General features: G+C 65.2%; 23 protein-coding genes. 10 read left to right on the forward strand and 13 right to left on the reverse strand.

The annotated features are described in order from the left end of the window. Window positions 1–9 precede the first annotated feature (9 nt). Complete coding sequence (locus tag RZN05_RS18640) at window positions 10–489, forward strand: SspB family protein (RefSeq protein WP_317228182.1); 480 nt, start codon at window positions 10–12, stop codon at window positions 487–489. A gap of 70 nt (window positions 490–559) precedes the next feature. On the opposite strand, the gene RZN05_RS18645 is transcribed toward RZN05_RS18640, so the two are convergent. Continuing rightward, a complete protein-coding gene (locus RZN05_RS18645) occupies window positions 560–1291 on the reverse strand; it encodes a TorF family putative porin (RefSeq protein WP_317228183.1) in 732 nt (243 codons plus the stop codon). 2 nt (window positions 1292–1293) lie between these two features. After that, window positions 1294–1734, reverse strand: coding sequence for a hypothetical protein (locus tag RZN05_RS18650; protein ID WP_317228184.1), 441 nt, complete (start codon window positions 1732–1734; stop codon window positions 1294–1296). A gap of 151 nt (window positions 1735–1885) precedes the next feature. Between RZN05_RS18650 and fumC the strand changes: the two genes are divergently transcribed. The 5 genes from fumC to gmk all read left to right on the forward strand — a co-directional run bounded on the left by fumC (window position 1886) and on the right by gmk (window position 4784). Then, window positions 1886–3286 carry a class II fumarate hydratase gene (fumC, locus tag RZN05_RS18655; RefSeq protein ID WP_317228185.1) on the forward strand — a complete coding sequence of 467 codons (1401 nt, stop codon included), beginning with the start codon at window positions 1886–1888 and terminating at the stop codon, window positions 3284–3286. Window positions 3287–3344: 58 nt separating this feature from the next. After that, window positions 3345–3551 (forward strand): hypothetical protein, encoded by a 207-nt coding sequence (locus RZN05_RS18660; RefSeq protein ID WP_317228186.1) that lies wholly within the window; start codon window positions 3345–3347, stop codon window positions 3549–3551. 160 nt (window positions 3552–3711) lie between these two features. Then, complete coding sequence (locus RZN05_RS18665; RefSeq protein WP_317228187.1) at window positions 3712–3903, forward strand: hypothetical protein; 192 nt, start codon at window positions 3712–3714, stop codon at window positions 3901–3903. After that, entirely contained in the window at window positions 3900–4097 is a 198-nt protein-coding gene (locus tag RZN05_RS18670; RefSeq protein ID WP_317228188.1) for a hypothetical protein, read from the forward strand. Before RZN05_RS18665 ends, RZN05_RS18670 begins: the two co-directional genes overlap by 4 nt. 36 nt (window positions 4098–4133) lie before the next feature. Further along, on the forward strand, window positions 4134–4784 hold the full coding sequence (gene gmk / locus RZN05_RS18675; RefSeq protein ID WP_317228189.1) for a guanylate kinase: 651 nt from the start codon (window positions 4134–4136) through the stop codon (window positions 4782–4784). Window positions 4785–4812: 28 nt separating this feature from the next. Here the strand turns inward: gmk and RZN05_RS18680 are convergent, their stop codons facing one another. The 3 genes from RZN05_RS18680 to RZN05_RS18690 all read right to left on the reverse strand — a co-directional run bounded on the left by RZN05_RS18680 (window position 4813) and on the right by RZN05_RS18690 (window position 7057). After that, complete coding sequence (locus RZN05_RS18680; protein ID WP_317228190.1) at window positions 4813–5085, reverse strand: hypothetical protein; 273 nt, start codon at window positions 5083–5085, stop codon at window positions 4813–4815. Beyond that, window positions 5082–6029: a hypothetical protein gene (locus RZN05_RS18685; protein WP_317228191.1), complete on the reverse strand. Its 948-nt coding sequence runs from the start codon at window positions 6027–6029 to the stop codon at window positions 5082–5084. Before RZN05_RS18685 ends, RZN05_RS18680 begins: the two co-directional genes overlap by 4 nt. Before the next feature lie 440 nt (window positions 6030–6469). After that, window positions 6470–7057 (reverse strand): hypothetical protein, encoded by a 588-nt coding sequence (locus RZN05_RS18690; protein WP_317228192.1) that lies wholly within the window; start codon window positions 7055–7057, stop codon window positions 6470–6472. 173 nt (window positions 7058–7230) lie between these two features. Here RZN05_RS18690 and RZN05_RS18695 point away from each other — a divergent pair, with 173 nt between their 5' ends. Next, a complete protein-coding gene (locus RZN05_RS18695) occupies window positions 7231–7701 on the forward strand; it encodes a hypothetical protein (RefSeq protein WP_317228193.1) in 471 nt (156 codons plus the stop codon). After that, window positions 7701–8732: a serine/threonine-protein kinase gene (locus RZN05_RS18700; protein ID WP_317228194.1), complete on the forward strand. Its 1032-nt coding sequence runs from the start codon at window positions 7701–7703 to the stop codon at window positions 8730–8732. The genes RZN05_RS18695 and RZN05_RS18700 overlap by 1 nt, the downstream gene beginning before the upstream one ends. A gap of 304 nt (window positions 8733–9036) precedes the next feature. On the opposite strand, the gene RZN05_RS18705 is transcribed toward RZN05_RS18700, so the two are convergent. The 6 genes from RZN05_RS18705 to RZN05_RS18730 form a co-directional block, all read right to left on the reverse strand. Further along, window positions 9037–9717, reverse strand: a complete 681-nt coding sequence (locus RZN05_RS18705) for an ATP12 family chaperone protein (protein ID WP_317228195.1) — start codon at window positions 9715–9717, stop codon at window positions 9037–9039. Then, window positions 9714–9935 (reverse strand): hypothetical protein, encoded by a 222-nt coding sequence (locus tag RZN05_RS18710; RefSeq protein ID WP_317228196.1) that lies wholly within the window; start codon window positions 9933–9935, stop codon window positions 9714–9716. Before RZN05_RS18710 ends, RZN05_RS18705 begins: the two co-directional genes overlap by 4 nt. Beyond that, window positions 9932–10591 carry an HAD-IA family hydrolase gene (locus RZN05_RS18715; RefSeq protein ID WP_317228197.1) on the reverse strand — a complete coding sequence of 220 codons (660 nt, stop codon included), beginning with the start codon at window positions 10589–10591 and terminating at the stop codon, window positions 9932–9934. The genes RZN05_RS18710 and RZN05_RS18715 overlap by 4 nt, the downstream gene beginning before the upstream one ends. 142 nt (window positions 10592–10733) lie before the next feature. Continuing rightward, entirely contained in the window at window positions 10734–11864 is a 1131-nt protein-coding gene (locus tag RZN05_RS18720) for an RluA family pseudouridine synthase (protein WP_317228198.1), read from the reverse strand. Further along, window positions 11861–12238 carry a fluoride efflux transporter CrcB gene (gene crcB / locus RZN05_RS18725; RefSeq protein ID WP_317228199.1) on the reverse strand — a complete coding sequence of 126 codons (378 nt, stop codon included), beginning with the start codon at window positions 12236–12238 and terminating at the stop codon, window positions 11861–11863. Before crcB ends, RZN05_RS18720 begins: the two co-directional genes overlap by 4 nt. A 43-nt stretch (window positions 12239–12281) precedes the next feature. Continuing rightward, a complete protein-coding gene (locus RZN05_RS18730; RefSeq protein WP_317228200.1) occupies window positions 12282–13016 on the reverse strand; it encodes a hypothetical protein in 735 nt (244 codons plus the stop codon). A 110-nt stretch (window positions 13017–13126) separates the two neighbouring features. On the opposite strand from RZN05_RS18730, the gene RZN05_RS18735 reads away from it, so the two are divergent. After that, on the forward strand, window positions 13127–13354 hold the full coding sequence (locus RZN05_RS18735; RefSeq protein WP_317228201.1) for a hypothetical protein: 228 nt from the start codon (window positions 13127–13129) through the stop codon (window positions 13352–13354). 58 nt (window positions 13355–13412) lie between these two features. Here RZN05_RS18735 and RZN05_RS18740 read toward each other — a convergent pair whose 3' ends face one another. Both RZN05_RS18740 and RZN05_RS18745 read right to left on the reverse strand, forming a co-directional pair. Further along, complete coding sequence (locus RZN05_RS18740) at window positions 13413–13979, reverse strand: glycine zipper 2TM domain-containing protein (RefSeq protein ID WP_317228202.1); 567 nt, start codon at window positions 13977–13979, stop codon at window positions 13413–13415. 100 nt (window positions 13980–14079) lie between these two features. Then, window positions 14080–14904 (reverse strand): class I mannose-6-phosphate isomerase, encoded by an 825-nt coding sequence (locus RZN05_RS18745; protein WP_317228203.1) that lies wholly within the window; start codon window positions 14902–14904, stop codon window positions 14080–14082. A gap of 161 nt (window positions 14905–15065) precedes the next feature. Between RZN05_RS18745 and RZN05_RS18750 the strand changes: the two genes are divergently transcribed. Further along, window positions 15066–15875 (forward strand): outer membrane protein assembly factor BamD, encoded by an 810-nt coding sequence (locus tag RZN05_RS18750; RefSeq protein WP_317228204.1) that lies wholly within the window; start codon window positions 15066–15068, stop codon window positions 15873–15875. Window positions 15876–15905 lie beyond the last annotated feature (30 nt).

Here is a 15905-nt window from a genome sequence, read left to right on the forward strand (position 1 = left end):
CAAAGACTCATGACTGGTACCGTGCCCGACAGCCTGATTCCCTATGACGAGATCGTCCAGGAGGCGCTGCGCGCCGTGGTCGGCCGCGTGCTGGGTTCGGTGGCCGCGACCCAGGCTTTGCCGGGTGCGCACCATTTCTACATCACCTTCAAGACGCATGCGCCGGGCGTCGACATCCCGCAGCGGCTGATCGAGCGCTTCCCCGACGAGATGACGATCGTCCTCCAGCACCGCTTCTGGGATCTCAAGGTCGACGACAGCAAATTCTCGGTTGGCCTGAGTTTCAACCAGGTGCCGGCAATGCTCAACATCCCGTTCTCGGCGATCACCGGCTTCCACGATCCTGCGGTGAATTTCGAGCTGCGCTTCCAGGCGAGTGAAGCCGAGCCGCCCGAGCCGCACGACGAGGCCGAGAATGACGGCCCGACGATTACCCCGGCCGACGACGGCTCGAACGTCGTCTCGGTGGACTTCAAGCGGAAGAAGTAATCCGTCCGGGGGACGATTACTCCGCCGGAGGCAGGCCTGAGGCGGACTGCCCGACGCAATCCGTGAGCGCCTAGAACGAAATCCGCGCCCGACCGATCACTCGGTCGCCGCTGTGGCGCGCGTCGGCGAAGCGCGAGAGGCCGGGGCGGTTCTCGATATCGGTGCCGACATAATCGATCCCGAAGGTGATCGGGAAGCTGTTATATTCCAGCCCGATCCGCCAGTCGCTGTAGGTGCCGGTAGGCCGCAGCCGCGCGGCGCGGAGGGGATCGTCGGTGTTGCCCGAGCTGCGTCCGATCGACGCCGAGGCGCTGAGCGGCGTCATCGGCACGCCGGCATTGGCGCCGGCATAGAGATAGAGGTTGCTCCCGCCGATCGCCGACTGGTCGGGCGCATAGACCGCGCCGGCATTCACTTGGACCGGGCCTAGGCTGTAGCTGCCGCTGCCGCCCAGCTCGACATAGTCCATCTTGCTACGCGCGCCGGCGAAGATATGGCCGGTGACGTGCCCGCGCACGCGGAACGGGCCGAGATCGGTCACCGCGCCCAGCTCCAGATCGCCGACCACTTCGGCGCCGTCGTGGCGCACCGAATCGCGCACCGTCGCCACCCGCGCTGAGGCTTCGAGCGGGCCGACGGGGACGAGCAGGTCGGCGGAGGTGGCGATCCGCCCCTCGCTCCAGCTCAGGCCCCGGCGGCTCTCGTCGGTCGCGGCTTCGATCCCGCCGCTCAGCTTTTGGGCATGCGCCGGCGTGGCAGCGAGGCCGGTGAACAGAATCGTCGTGAACAGGATCGTACGCATCTTCATCCTTGTCGGTTGCCGTCCAGTCGCTCGAGTTCGGCCTGGAGCACGGCTTCGTCCTCGCGGGCCAGCGCCACCACCTGATCGTGGATCTCGTGCGTGCGGCGGGCGACTTCGGCCGCGATAGCGCTCTGCCCGTCATTGCACCAGCCCGCGCGGCGCCCCTCGACCACGCCATCGCGGGTGATCTGGCGGCTGAGGCTCGCCCCCGATCCATGGACCGCGCTGCGCTCGACATGCACGTCGGCGCGCCAGGTACAGGCCAGGGTAGAGGGCGTGCCGGGCTTGGCCGAGCTGCCGATCTGCTTGTGGCGTACTGCGACGCGCATCTTGTAGGTCGCCTCTATCGCGCCCTTGGGATGTTCGATGCGGGTGCGGTGCTCAATTGCGGGGAAAGCGGGGTCCAGCGCAGCCGCCAGCCCCAGAGCCAATATTATGCTCATCTGTCGTCTCCTTGCGGTTGCCCCAGCCCATGCTGGCCGGTGACAAGAGTCGAATGGGGACGAGTTGCAAAACGCGCAACCGGGCGGAAACACTTCCTTACGCCCGCGCTGGAAACCGCGCCGCACACTCGCTAGGGCTCGCCGCAACCAGATGGAGGATAGCGTGACCACCCGGACCGAAACCGACTCGATCGGCGCGATCGAAGTTCCCGCAGACAGCTATTGGGGTGCGCAGACCCAGCGCTCGATCGAGAACTTCCCGTTCGGCGCCATGGAGCGGATGCCGCTGGGCATCGTCCACGCCCAGGCGATCGTCAAGCAGGCCGCGGCGCGGGTCAATCGCAAGCACGGGCTCGACGCCAAGGTGGTCGACGCGATCGAAGCGGCGGCGCAGGAGATCGTCGCGGGTAAGCTCGACGACCAGTTCCCGTTGGTGATCTGGCAGACCGGCAGCGGCACCCAGACCAACATGAACGTCAACGAAGTGATCGCCGGGCGCGCCAACGAAGTGCTGACCGGCAACAAGGGCGGCAAGTCGCCGGTGCACCCCAACGATCACGTCAATATGAGCCAGTCGTCGAACGACAGCTTCCCGACCGCGCTGCATGTTGCGACTGCGGTCGCCACCCGCGACGTGCTGCTGCCCGCGCTCGAGCAGCTCACCGCATCGCTCACCGCCAAGGCCGAGGCCTGGGACCATATCGTCAAGATCGGCCGCACCCATACCCAGGATGCGACGCCGCTGACGCTGGGCCAGGAATTCTCGGGCTATGCCGCGCAGCTGGTCAGCTGCAAGGCACGGATCGAGGGCGCGCTGAACGGCAATATCCGCAAGCTGGCGATCGGCGGCACTGCGGTCGGCACCGGGCTCAATGCGCCGGAAGGCTGGGCCGAGGACATGACCGCGGCGATCAGCGACATTGCCGGGACCGCATTCGAGAGCGCGCCGAACAAGTTCGAGCAACTGGCCGCCAAGGATGGGCTGGTGTTCTTCTCGGGCGCGCTCAACACGCTGGCGGTGGCGCTCAACAAGATCGCCAACGACATCCGCTTCTTGGGCTCGGGGCCACGCTCGGGGCTGGGCGAGCTGTCGCTGCCGGCCAACGAGCCGGGCAGTTCGATCATGCCGGGCAAGGTCAACCCGACCCAGTGCGAATCGCTGACGATGGTCGCGGCGCAGGTGATCGGCAACAACCAGGCAGTCACCGTCGGCGGGATGCAGGGGCATTTCGAACTCAACGTGTTCATGCCGCTGATCGGCGCGAACGTGCTGCGTTCGATCCACTTGCTCGCGGTGGGGATGACCAGCTTCGCCGAGCGCTGCGTCGACGGCACCGAGGCGAACGAGAAGCAGATCGCCGATCTGGTCGGCCGCTCGCTGATGCTGGTGACCGCGCTGGCGCCGGTGATCGGCTATGACAATTCGGCCAAGATCGCCAAGTACGCCCATGAGAAGGGGCTGACGCTCAAGCAGGCCGGGCTCGAGCTCGGGCTGGTCGACGAAGCGACGTTCGATCAATATGTGAAGCCCGAGACGATGATCGGGCGGTAACCCCGGGCTGCAGCGACCCCGTCCGGGCACACGCCCGGATGCGGGTCACTCCCCGAATTTGACGCCGGGCTTCGCGGTGGGGCGCGGCTTCGGCCTGGACGGTGCGGGCCCTTGGGGCGCGGCCTCGTTGATCGACTTTCCAGCCGGCGTGCTCGTCGGCGTTGCGGTGGGCTTCGGCTGGTGCGGCGTGCCGGGGGCAGCCTGCGAAAGCGTGAACGCCGCCATCGTCAAAGCGAAGAGCGAGACCATGCGAATTCTCCCCTGATTATCCTGTCTTGCCGCAGAAGCGGCGCGCTGCGCTGAATGCTGACTTAACCGCCGCCTGGAAGATAGTGGCACAGCGACGGGGATCATCCGAGTCCGCCGGGGAACAACTACCCAATTCAACCGCTTACCCGCTGGCTCACGCAAGCGAGGAAAATTCCATGATCGGCAACGCAATCGCCGCCTTTATCGGCCACAAGATCGACGCCAGCGACGGCGAGGGCGGCACGCTCGGCGCGGTCGCCGGAGTCGCGGTGTGGAAGATCGCCAAGAGCGTCGTCCCCGCCGCGCTGGTGCTCGGCGCGATTGCCTATGGCGTGCATCGCTTCGCCAATTCCGAGACCGCATTATGATCCGCAACCTGATCGGCGCCTTTATCGGCAACCGGATCGACCGGCGCGACGGCAGGGGCGGCGTCAAGGGCGCCGCGATCGGCTATGTCGCGCAGCGGGCGATCACCCGGATGGGCGTGCCGGGGATGGTCCTCGCCGGCGGCTATGGCCTGTGGAAGATGCGTTCGGATCGCCGGAAGCAGCGCAAGGCGTGACTTGACGGGGGGCGAGTCCGCACGCCAGTAGCGCCCATGCCCCATCGCACCGAGAACGATCCGCACAAATTCCGCCGCCGCGGCGTCCTCTTCGTCCTGTCCTCGCCCTCGGGGGCAGGCAAGTCGACGATCGCGCGGAAGCTGCTCGCGGCGGACTCGTTCCTCGAAATGTCGGTGTCGTACACCACCCGGCCGATGCGCCCGGGCGAAGTGGACGGCGTCGACTATCATTTCGTCGACCTCGAGAAATTCCGCGAGATGGTCGCGAACAACGAGTTCCTCGAATGGGCGCACGTGTTCGACCATCGCTACGGCACTCCGCGCGAGGGGGTGAACAAGATCCTCGCTGCCGGCCGCGACGTGCTGTTCGACATCGACTGGCAGGGCGCGCAGCAGCTGTTCCAACTCGCCGGCGGCGACGTGGTCCGCGCGTTCATCCTGCCGCCATCGCTCAAGATCCTGCACGAGCGGCTGCTCAAGCGCGCCACCGACTCGGTCGAAGTGATCGACGCCCGCATGGCCCGCGCCACCGCCGAGGTCAGCCACTGGGACGGCTATGACTATGTGCTGGTCAACGACGAAGTCGAGCAGTGCTTCGGATCGGTCCACACGATCATCAAGGCCGAACGCCTGCGCCGCTCGCGCCAGACCGGGCTGATCGGCTTCATCCGCGGGCTGAACAAATAGGGCGGCCGCCCAAAGCAAACCGCTCGCGTCAAAGCTCGAAATCCTCGTCCTCTTCGGAGCGCGATATACCAAGAGACTCGGGCAACGCGGCTACGAAGGTCTCGATATCTCCTTTGTACGTTGGTGCGATTAGACGAAAGCTGGCGGCCAACGCTGTTCGCGACGTTTCATCAAGCGCTTGCAAATCTCCGGCAAGTTGCTCGAGTGCCTCGATGGAAAAATCCTCGTCTAAAATATCCGGGGAAGAGTACTCCAGAAAGATAACAACATTGGCAATTGCCCGTGCTATTTGGTCCATCATGGCTCAAATACCTCGACATGAATATTTGATATCTTCAATTGTTTAAGCAATTTTAATGCTCGCCTTTTTTGGAGTTTGGTCGGGACCTGCCAAATGGCGGTCATGCCATTGCGCTTCAGCGCTGCCGATTGACGCAATGCTTGGTCTTTAGCCTTTCGGCTCATATAAATAGACCACTTCCGGTCAATCAATCTTATCTTAGTCGGTGCTTTTGCCGAAACTGTGGTCGCTACTTTGCCGTTACGGACAATCGACGAGATTTTGGACCCGATCGCCCCGGGCGCGATTGCCACCCCAACGCTGGCGGTGCCCCGTCCCAACGCATAGCCGATCTCGTACGGCGAAGCATTGGCGATAGCGTGTCGTGTTTTCTTAAGGTGAACATAGGCTGGCGTATCTTCGGCCTCGATCGCATCGTCGATCTTCCGCGCCAGCCCGATCCCGATATTTTGCGCGCTGGTGACCGGGTTTGTTGTGGCCAGCGAATAGAGCCCGGTGACCACGTCTTTTCCGACATCGTAAACTCCTACGACTGCCCCGCCGGCTGCTTCGCTAGCCTTGCGGAGTAAGTCGGCAGGAGGTGGCTTCAAGTCTTGCAGATAACGCTGATACTGCTCTTCGATGGCTCTTCGGCGTTCGCGCTTATGCCCGTATTTGGCTAACTCCGCAGTCCTCCATGCGTCCGCCTCCTCCTTGGTCGAAATGGATGGCAGGCGAGGGTCTTCGACGTAACTGAATTTCGGAACCTTTCGGCCAGGGCTATCTCCTTGCCGTGGGCTGCCAGGATCATAGTACTCACCAGACCCGCTGAAGGTAAATCGACCGTCATTCGGGTCATGCCAGGGGTTGAACTTGACCTCGGGTTGGTCGCCAAGCGTCGGTCGCCTGCCGGTGCGCAACCAGACGCCAAAGCTGCGCCGTCGCTGTTCTGCTGCAATGTCCATGTGGAGCCCCGCTGCTCGAGGGCGAGAACATTTGAGCAACATTTTCCTACAAGTCAATCGCCGATCCCAGACGGCGGCAGCGTCGTGGCCAGGCGGGTGAAGTTGACGAAGTTGACTCGAAAGCGGGTTTTGGAGCGTCGCTTGACTCGCTAACCTATTGATTTTCAAAGGGTCGCGTTCCGGCGCGGTTGACTCGGAGTCAAGCGGCGCGCCCGCAAGCATGGGCAATCGAGCGGCCATGCGCGCATCGGGCGCGCCGAATTGACACCCGGGTCACGCGATCGGGCAGGTTCCGGCGGCGAGCGGGCTGTGCGAGAACAGGCTCGGCTTTGGCGGGGCGCGCCTTGGTGCTGGTCGGGTCGACGGGGTCAAAGAGCAGCCGTCGAGGGACGGCGCGGCGATCCCAGCAAATGAAATCCTACATTGCAAGGGCGCCCGGCCTATTCGGCGATCGCGACTTCGCCGGCGCGGAGCCAGCCGGTGACGGTCTTTTCACCGGCAAAGGCGACGCGCAGCCAGCCGGCGCGGCGCTCGAGGATGGCGACCGCGTCGCCATCGACAACATAGGGGGCCTTGGCGGCCGCGCCCGGGCTGGGGCGCAGCACCGCGCGCCGGGCGGTGACCAAGGCGACGCCGGTCCAGCCCTTGGCAGCCTTGCCGAGATCGGCCTTGAACGGCTGGCCGACCATGTCGCCGCTGGTGTTGAGGCAGCCGCCGTGATTTTCCTGGAGCATCAGCGAAGCCTCGGTGCCGCGGAACGCCAGGCTGCCCTTGATCGGTTGCTCGCCGGGATACCAGGTGCGCACTTGTCCGCGGCCGTTGCTCAGCGTGCCGCGCAGCAGGAAGATGCAAGTGAACTGCGGCGCCGCCTCGCTGCCATTGCCGACGCGGCCTTCGGAGAACACCCCCGAGACGGTGTTGCCGGTCACCGCTAGGGTGAGTTGCTCGTAGCGCCCGGAGGTCTGGGCCGATGCGGCGACGGGGAGGGTGAGTGCGAGTGTCGCGAGTAGGGTGCGCATGAGGGTCATCTCTAGACGATTTGAATGATGCTTCTTCGAAGGCGACGCAGCAGGTCTGAAGCCTTCGCTAGACCCCTAGGTTACTGCTCCAATTTGGGGCAGGACATCAAGCCTTCGGAAGCTCTGCTTTCGCTGTAATGCCCAAGCGTGTAGGAGGACGATCCAATAAAGATGGAGAGGCTATGACGAAGCGTTGGTTAGGCCTGAATGCCTCCAAGGACTCGGTGAGCGTGGTCGATGCAGAAATACCTGACAAGGGCCCCGTTGTCATACTCTCAGACGATACTTGGAAAGTGCAGAAGGGAGACCGAGCTACCGCGTATAGTTTCCTTCACCAGCAATGTGCGGACTACGTAAAAGAGAACGGAATTGACGCTGTTGTTGTTAAGGCGAGTGCCGTTACGGGTCAGGGATCGGCCAAACTCGGTCTTCTCACCAGCGCAGAGGTTCGCGGGGTCGTGATGGCCGCTGCCGGTTCGCATTGCAAAGTTAAAGCGCTCTCAAAGGCTGCGATTAGCAAAACTTATGGCGAGCGGAAGGTCGATGAGTACTGCGCGGACGATGCATTTTGGGCAGCGCAAACCAAGGGGCAACCTCTCCGGAAGATGAGCCGTGAAACCGCAATGCTCCTAATTGCCGCTAGGAACGCATAGTGGCCGGTTTCATCTCCAAGTTGACAATTGGCGCCAAACTTGGCGAGGGCCATTTCGGTGAAGTATTCAAGGGCACAGATCCCACCCACGGCGATGTGGCGGTCAAGATAATTCGCTTCGATCCCGCCGAATATACTGCTGCTTCATGGGCGCAATTCAAGCAGGACCTGTCGGAGGCGAAGAATCTCGCCAAGGCGGCTCATCGAAATGTGGTCCAAGTATATCACGTCGTCGAGGCGCCCGATGGGCTGAGTGTGAACATCTGCATGGCTTACTGCCCCGGAGGCGCGCTTCAGAAGCCGTTCGAAATTGGGCCGATGACCCTCGTGGATGTTCGCAAAGTTGGTACGGAAGTGTCGATAGGCTTGGCTGCCATGCATACACGCGGCATGATTCATCGGGACATCAAGCCAGCCAATATTTTGCGCGACCGTATTGGGGTGGCGCAGTTAAGTGATTTCGGGCTCGTAACCGATAATATAGTTTTGGGGTACGCCTCCGATCAGGGATACTCCGACCACATCGCTTATGAAGTTTGGCACGGTAAGGGCACTAGTGTTAAATCGGATATTTGGGCGCTCGGAATGACGCTATATCGCCTATTGCATGGGAAGACTTGGTACGATGCGTCCCCAAGCCCCCGATACGTGACTAAGCAAGGTGGCTTTGCGAAATCCCTAAAGTGGCTGCCACATATTCCAAAGCCTTGGCGCCGTGTAATCCGAAAAATGCTGAACGACGATTCGTCGGCGCGGTATCAGAGCGTGGCTGCGGTGCTTCGCGGGCTAGCTAATTTGCCTACTACACCTGTTTGGACTCCAAGCGTAATGGCGAAACTTGTACGCTGGGTACAATTGAAGGGCACTAGGAAGATAGTCGTCGAGTGGAAAAGACACTCACCGCGTAATCATGAGTGGCGTGCATGGAGCGAACCACTCGGAGCGGGCCAGAGCAAGACGCTAGGCGGATCGACTGCTGCCTTATCCGCGAGCCAGGCTGCTCGAGAACTTGAAGAATTTTTCAATATCTAATGCGGACGGACTCGTCGAGGCAGCAAATAGGATTCTGAAAAATCCGAGTCAATAAGCGGCCGAAGCCCAAACCGCTGGATCGCAATCGCGCGCCGCTCGTCACTGCAGCTTTTGCAATAAGCCTTATCGGCGATCACGCCTTGGCTTGGTCGCCAAAGGCGATTGCAGTTCCGACATCGCGGCTGGCTCAGTGTCCGGTTGGGCGACTTGCGGCTCATATGCTCCTCGCCATATGTATACAAAGCTGTGAACAAACCGTGAATCACTGGCGCATGATTGTCAAGGGCCGGCTCCCTGGTCTTACTTAAACCAGCCGCAGAAATCTCACCCCCGCATCGAAATCCCCCCGCCGCGCCTCGCGCGCTTGCGTCGCGAGCACGTCCTCGCCCCATTGCTCGGCCTGCCAGTCCTCGTCGACATGGGCGGCCTGCCAGATGGCTTCGGGGGTGGCGGCGTCCTCGGCCAGCGCGAGGGCGGCGACCAGCGAGCCGCCGATCGTGACGATGGGCGAGAGCGCGGCGAGGCGGAATGGGTCGAGCGCGGTCACGGCGTCGCGCAGCCGGGCGATCGTCGCTTCGGGCTGGGGGACGTGCATCACGCCGGTCGCCAATTCGAAATGCACGTCGTAGCGCCCGCGCGCCCAATCGAGCAGCGGATCCCAGATCGCGGCCTGGCGATCGACCAAAGCGGCGGGCTCGGCGGCGCGGTAATAGAGCAGGTCGCTCTCGCCATAGGCGGCGAGCCCGGCGGCGAAGCGCGCGGGATCGGGGGCGACGCGGTCGATCGCGGCGTTGGCGAGGCCGGTGAGCGGCATCGCGCGCGGGTCGATCGTGTCGCCGGCGGCGCGCCATTCCTCGGCGATCGCTTCGGCCAGCGCGCGCGTCGGCACGTCGAGCGGGGCGCGGCCGGGGGTGCGCACGGGCTTGCCGTCGAGGGCGATGCCGTTGCCCGGCTCGACGGTCACGTCCTTCCAGAATCGTCTCACGGCTGCTCCGGGGTCCGCCAGCGCCGCGCCATCGCGCGCGGCACGACCGCCATGAGGTACAGCGCCGACAAAAGGATCGCGCCGCCGAGGATGCTGCCCTCCCAATTGTTCGAGCGGCCGGCGATGAGCAGCCCGAGCACCGCGCCGGCGGTGGCGACGAGGTTGACGCCGACGATCATGTAATAGCGCTTCTGCGCGAGGCGGTCGGCTTCGGTCATAGGGCCTCCAGATGCGCGGGCAGCGCGGCGGCATGCTCCACGACATGCCCGGCGCCCGCCTCGCGCAATTCATGCATGGTGTGGTAGCCCCATGCAACACCCACGGCATGCGCGCCGGCCGCGCGCGCCATCGCCATGTCGAAGCTGGTGTCGCCGATCATCGCGGTGCTCTCGGGGCTGGCGCCGGCCTCGGCCATCGCCGCCTCGATCATCGAGGGGTGCGGCTTGGAGGGGTGGCGGTCTGCAGTCTGGAGCGTGACGAAGCGGTGGGCGAGGCCGTGATGTTCGAGGATGAGCGCAAGGCCGCGATCGGACTTGCCGGTGGCGATGCCGAGCAGCCAGCCATTGGCGTCGAGCGTCTCGATCGCGTCGGCGACGCCGTCGAACAGGGGCTCGGGATCGAGTGCGCCGTTCGAGCGCATCGCGTGGAAGGCGCGCTTATAGTCCTCGGCGAGCAGCGCGTGCTGGCGTGCTTCGGCCTCTGGCAGGAGCTGGGCGATGGCGGGGACGAGGCTGAGGCCGACGATCCGGCGGATCGCCTCGCGCGGGGGCGGATCGAGCCGGGCGGTGGCGAAGCAATCCTCCATCGCGCGGCAGATATTGGCCTGGCTGTCGACCAGGGTACCGTCGCAGTCGAACAGGGCTAGGCGGTTCATCGATCCTCCCCGGCAGGGGGAGGTGGCGCACGCAGCGCGACGGAGGGGGCGTGCTCCGCAACGAGGCCCGTGTGGCACGCCCCCTCCACCAGCCTGCGGCTGGTCCCCCTCCCCGTGCCGGGGGGGATCGAGAAGGGCGCCCTCACTTCTTCGGTTTCGCGGGCTTTGCGGGCTTGGCCGGCTTCGCCTCGCCGCGGCCGCGGCGTTCGCCGCGGCGTTCCTTCCGGACACCCTTGGCGTGGGCGCGGGCCTGGGCCTTTTTCTGCTCGCGGCTCATCGGCGGGCGGTCGTCGAGCGCGTCGGTGTTGCCGAGCGCGAGGTCGAAGCCGAGCGTGTGCATCGATTCGGCGAAGTGCTTGGGCAGTTCGGCGGTGACGTCGATCTTGCCTTCGTCGGGATGATCGATGCGGATGCGGCGGGCGTGGAGGTGCATTTTCCGGGAGATACCGCCGCTCAGGAACGCTTCCTGGAGGCCGTATTTGCCGTCGCCGACGATCGGGTGGCCGATCGCCGCCATGTGGACGCGCAGCTGGTGGGTGCGGCCGGTGAGCGGCTGGAGCTCGACCCAGGCGGTGCGGTTGCCCGCCTGCTCGATCACGCGATAGCGCGTGCGGCTGGGGGCGCCTTCCTTCATGTCGACGTGCATCTTCTCGCCGCCGGTGCCGGGCTGCTTGGCGATCGGTAGCTCGATCAGCCCGTCCTCGACTTCGGGGACGCCCATGACGAGCGCCCAATAGAGCTTCTTGGCGCTGCGGCCCGAGAAGTGCTTCGAGAAGAAGGCGGCGGCGCGGCTGGTGCGCGCGAGGAGGAGCGCGCCCGACGTGTCCTTGTCGAGGCGGTGGACGAGCTTGGGCCGGCTCTCGGCGTCGAACTGGAGCGCATCGAGCAGGCCGTCGACATGCTCGAAGGTCTTGGTGCCGCCCTGGGTGGCGAGGCCGGGGGGCTTGTTGAGCACGATGGCCTGTGAATCCTGGTGGATCACCATTTCGCGGGCGAAGGCGGTCTGGTCGTCGCTGAGCGGCGGGCGGTTCGACTTGGGCTTGGCGGCGCTCGGCTTGGCGGGCTCGGCCGGGGGGACGCGGATCGTCTGGCCGGTGGCGATGCGGTCGCCGGGGTCGGCGCGGGCGCCGTCGACGCGGAGCTGGCCGGTGCGTGCCCAGCGCGAGACCAGGTTGAAGCTGGTGTCGGGCAGATGCCGCTTGAACCAGCGATCGAGGCGGATGCCGTCGTCGTCGGCGGCGACGATGAACTGGCGGACGTCGGTGCCGGTCATGCCGCGGCCCTCGCGAGCTGGAGGCCGATCGCCAGCGCGACCAGCGCGCCGAGCACCGAAGCGAGGATGTAGCCGAGCGCCTGGAGCCAGTCGCCGCGCTCGAGCATCAGCATCGCGTCGAGCGAGAAGGCCGAGAAGGTGGTGAAGCCGCCGAGCACGCCGACGCCGAGGAGCAGCCGCCACTGTTCGCCGCTCTGGCCGAACTTGACGAGCCCGCCGGCGAGCGCACCCATCAGCAGCCCGCCGATCAGGTTCACGGCGAGCGTGCCCCAGGGATAGTCCGGGCCGAACGCGGCGAGCGTCGCGCGTCCGACGAGGTGTCGCGCGCCGGAGCCGAAGGCGCCGCCGAGCATGACGAGAAGGAGATTGGGCATCGGCAGCCGGTAGCGCGGAATGCCGCTCAGGGGAACCGCGCTGTTAGCGGCCGTTGTTGGCGACCAGGTCGATATCGGTGCCGCCGTCGCGGCGCGCGGTGAGGAATAGGACATAGGCGCCGTCGTCGCGGGCGCGGGTGCCGCCGAGGACGTGCTGCGCGCCGTCGAGCTGGTGCTCGGCGCTGTACCCGGCGCGGACGGCCTTGGTGTAATAATAGTCGAGCATCGCCTGGAGCGGCTGGGGAGTCGAGAAGCTCGCGACGCGCAGCGCGCACGCGCCTTCGGCGCCGGCGGCCTCGATGACGCGCGCCTGGGGGTGGAGCGGCAGGTCGGCGGGGAGGCGGTTTGCCCAGGCGGCGGAATATTTGAGTGCGCCGGCACACCCCTTGATCCGGGCGTTGGACTGGCGCGCGGCGATGCCGCCGAGCGTGACCGATTCGCGCGCGGCGGTGCATTCGGGGCACGGCTTGCCGGCAACCGGGGCGGGGGCCTTGAGCAGCCCGGCGGTGTCGGCCTTGCTGCCGTTGGCGGCAACCGCGTCGCTGGGCAGGCCGCCCGATTGCGGGCCGTTCGGCGGGCGGATCGCGTCGCCATTGGCCTGGCGGCCGAGCTGGGGGTCGACCATGATCTGGTCCTGCAGCGCGCTGGTGATCGCCGGATCGGCGGCGTTGCCGAGTTCGGCGTCGCTCATCACGTTGTTGCCCTGATCCGCAGCGCCGCAGCCCGCAAGCGCGAGCGGCAGGAAGACGAACAGGATGAAACCGAGTGTGCGGACCATGCGCGGGGCGCTCCTTTGGCCGCACCCTGCGCGCGGCACGGTTAAGGAAGCGTTGGGCGTGCCATGCGTTCTATCTTGCCAACACACCCCCGGTGCCCCATGTTGCCGGCATGCTCAATATCGTCTCGATCCTGATCGGCCTGTTCGCACTGCTGTTCGCGATGGTCGGCATCATCCCGTTCCCGCTGGTTCCGCTACTCAACTGGATCGCCTTTCCGATCGCGCTGGTCGGCGCGGTGATCGGGATGCTGTCGAGCAGCAATACGGGGCGCAACCTCAATTTCGTGATCCTGGCGATCAGCGGATTTCGGCTCTTCCTGACGGGCGGGCTGATCTAAACGAAAAGGCCCGACGCTTTCGCGCCGGGCCCTCTCTCGTCTGCGTGGCAGCACTAGCTTAGCGGCAGCGCACGTTGCCGCGGTCGACCGACGAGCCGAGCGCCGCACCGGCGGCTGCACCGAGCAGCGTGCCCAGCGTCGCGTTGCGGCCGTTCGACAGCGTGTTGCCGAGCAGGCCACCGGCGACGCCACCGACGATCAGGCCGGTCGTGCCGTCGTTGCGGCGGCAGTAATAGCGCCCGTCGTTACCGCGATAGATGCGGTCGTTCCGGCCGAGGCGGCGCTCCTGATAATAGCGGCCGTCGCGGTAATAATTCTCGGCATAATAGGCGTTCTGGCCGCGCTCGAAGCGATTGTGGTCATAGTTGCGGAACTGGCGCCAGTCGCGGTTGCGGTTTTCGCGGCGGTCGCTGCGATACTCGCGCTGCGCCTGCTGGAGGTCGCGGCGGCATTCGCGCATCTCGCGATCATATTCGCGGCGACTTTCGGCGCGGCGCAACTCGCGGTTGCAGTCGCGCTGGGCGTCGCGGACGTTCTCACGATATTCCTGGCGGGGGGTCTGCGCCATTGCCGGCAGCGCGGGGAGCGCGACCGCGGCAATCGCGGCGGCAAAGAGGATACGCATGGGGTTCGACTTCCTGTCGTTATAGATGCGCCACCAACGAGCCGCCTGCACAGGGGTTGCGTGAATGCGAAACTACCCCGCGTTCACGCGATCGACAGGATCAGATGCGGGTGTCGCCGGGATAGGCGAACAGAAGGTCGCTGCCCGCGTCGGCATGGAGTTCGCACGCGCCTTCGAGCGTGACGCACTCGCCGGCATGGAAGGCGACGCCGTCGACCACGCCTTCGCCCGCCAGCGGCACCAGCCAGCCGGTTACTCCCTGGGGAAGCGTCAGATTGCGCGTGCCGGCCTGCCAGCGCTCGAGCACGAACTTGGGGCCTTCGACCAGGATCGTGCGATCCTCGGCGACCTTGCCCGGCATCGGATGCGGGACATAGGGGTCGGTGTCGGACACGGCGATGCCGTCCTCGAGATGCAGCTCGCGCGGGCGGCCATAATCGTACAGCCGGTAGGTGGTCTCGCTGTTCTGCTGCGTTTCCAGCACCGTGATTCCCGCGCCGATCGCGTGCACCGTGCCGGAAGGCGCGTAGAAGAAGTCGCCGGCCTTGACCGGCTTCCAGTCGAGCAGGTCGACGATCGAGCCGTCCAGCGCCGCCGCGCGCAGCGTCTCTGGATCGACCGGCGCCTTGGGGCCGATCGCGATCGTCGAATCGGGTTCGGCGTCGAGGATCAGCCAGCATTCGTCCTTGCCGCGCGGCAGTCCGCGCGCCTGCGCCTGCGCGTCATCGGGATGGACCTGGATCGACAGCTTCTCGCTGGTGAAGAGGTACTTGATCAGCAGGTCGGGCGCGGCGTTGCCCGGAGTCTGGAACCACACTTCGCCCACGGGATCCTGATCGGGCGCCGGATCGGCGAAGCCGGGCCAGAGATTGTGGCGCCCCCAGGGTTTTTCGACACGATGGGTGGCGAGAAGCGTCGCGGTCACTCGATCCTCCGGCATGGGAATGCACAATCCTTTGTGCAACGCATCAATGGCGTCAAGCGATCCTCTGCGACGGGTGCGATCTGCCGTGTTGCGAAGCCGGCCACAAAGCCGCCGCGAAAAGGATTGTTTGACGCCACCACGCTCGGCTAAGACCGCACGATATGCGTATTCCCTTTGCCCGCGCTGCTGCGCTCGCCCTCGTCCCGGTGCTTGCCCTTTCGGTCGCCGGGTGCGCCAGGAGCGGTACGAAGACCGACCTGCCTTATGTCGCGCGCGACGTGGGTACGCTCTACGGTGCCGGCAAGCAGCGGCTCGACCAGCGGCAGTACAAGCTCGCCGCCGCGCTCTTCGACGAAGTCGAGCGCCAGCATCCTTATTCGGTGTGGGCACGCCGCGCGCAGCTGATGGGCGCGTTCAGCTATTATCTGAACCAGGATTATTCGCAGGCGATCGCATCGGCACAGCGCTTCCTCGCCGTCCACCCGGGCAATCGCGACGCGCCTTACGCCTACTACCTGATCGCGCTGAGCTATTACGAGCAGGTCGCCGACGTGACCCGCGACCAGAAGATCACCCAGCAGGCGCTCGATTCGCTCGGCGAGCTGACCCGCCGCTATCCCAATACGCGCTACGCCGCCGATGCGCGGCTCAAGATCGATCTCGTCCGCGATCACCTTGCCGGCAAGGAAATGGAGATCGGCCGCTTCTACGAAGGCCGCGGCCAGTGGCTCGCTGCGACGATGCGCTTCCGCAACGTCGTCGAGAACTATCAGATGACCACGCACGTGCCCGAGGCACTGCTGCGGCTGACCGAGACCTATCTGTCGCTCGGCATGCCCACCGAGGCGCAGAAATCGGCTGCGGTGCTCGGCACCAACTATCCGGGCACGCACTGGTACAAGCGCGCCTACGACCTGATGCAGGACAATCAGGACAAGCTCGCCAAGGCACAGACGCCCGCCGCGAGCTGATGCTCGCAAACACTTTCGTTCTTCGTTCGT

Origin of the sequence: Sphingomonas sp. HF-S4 (assembly GCF_032911445.1) — a bacterium.
Lineage (GTDB): Bacteria > Pseudomonadota > Alphaproteobacteria > Sphingomonadales > Sphingomonadaceae > Sphingomonas > Sphingomonas agrestis.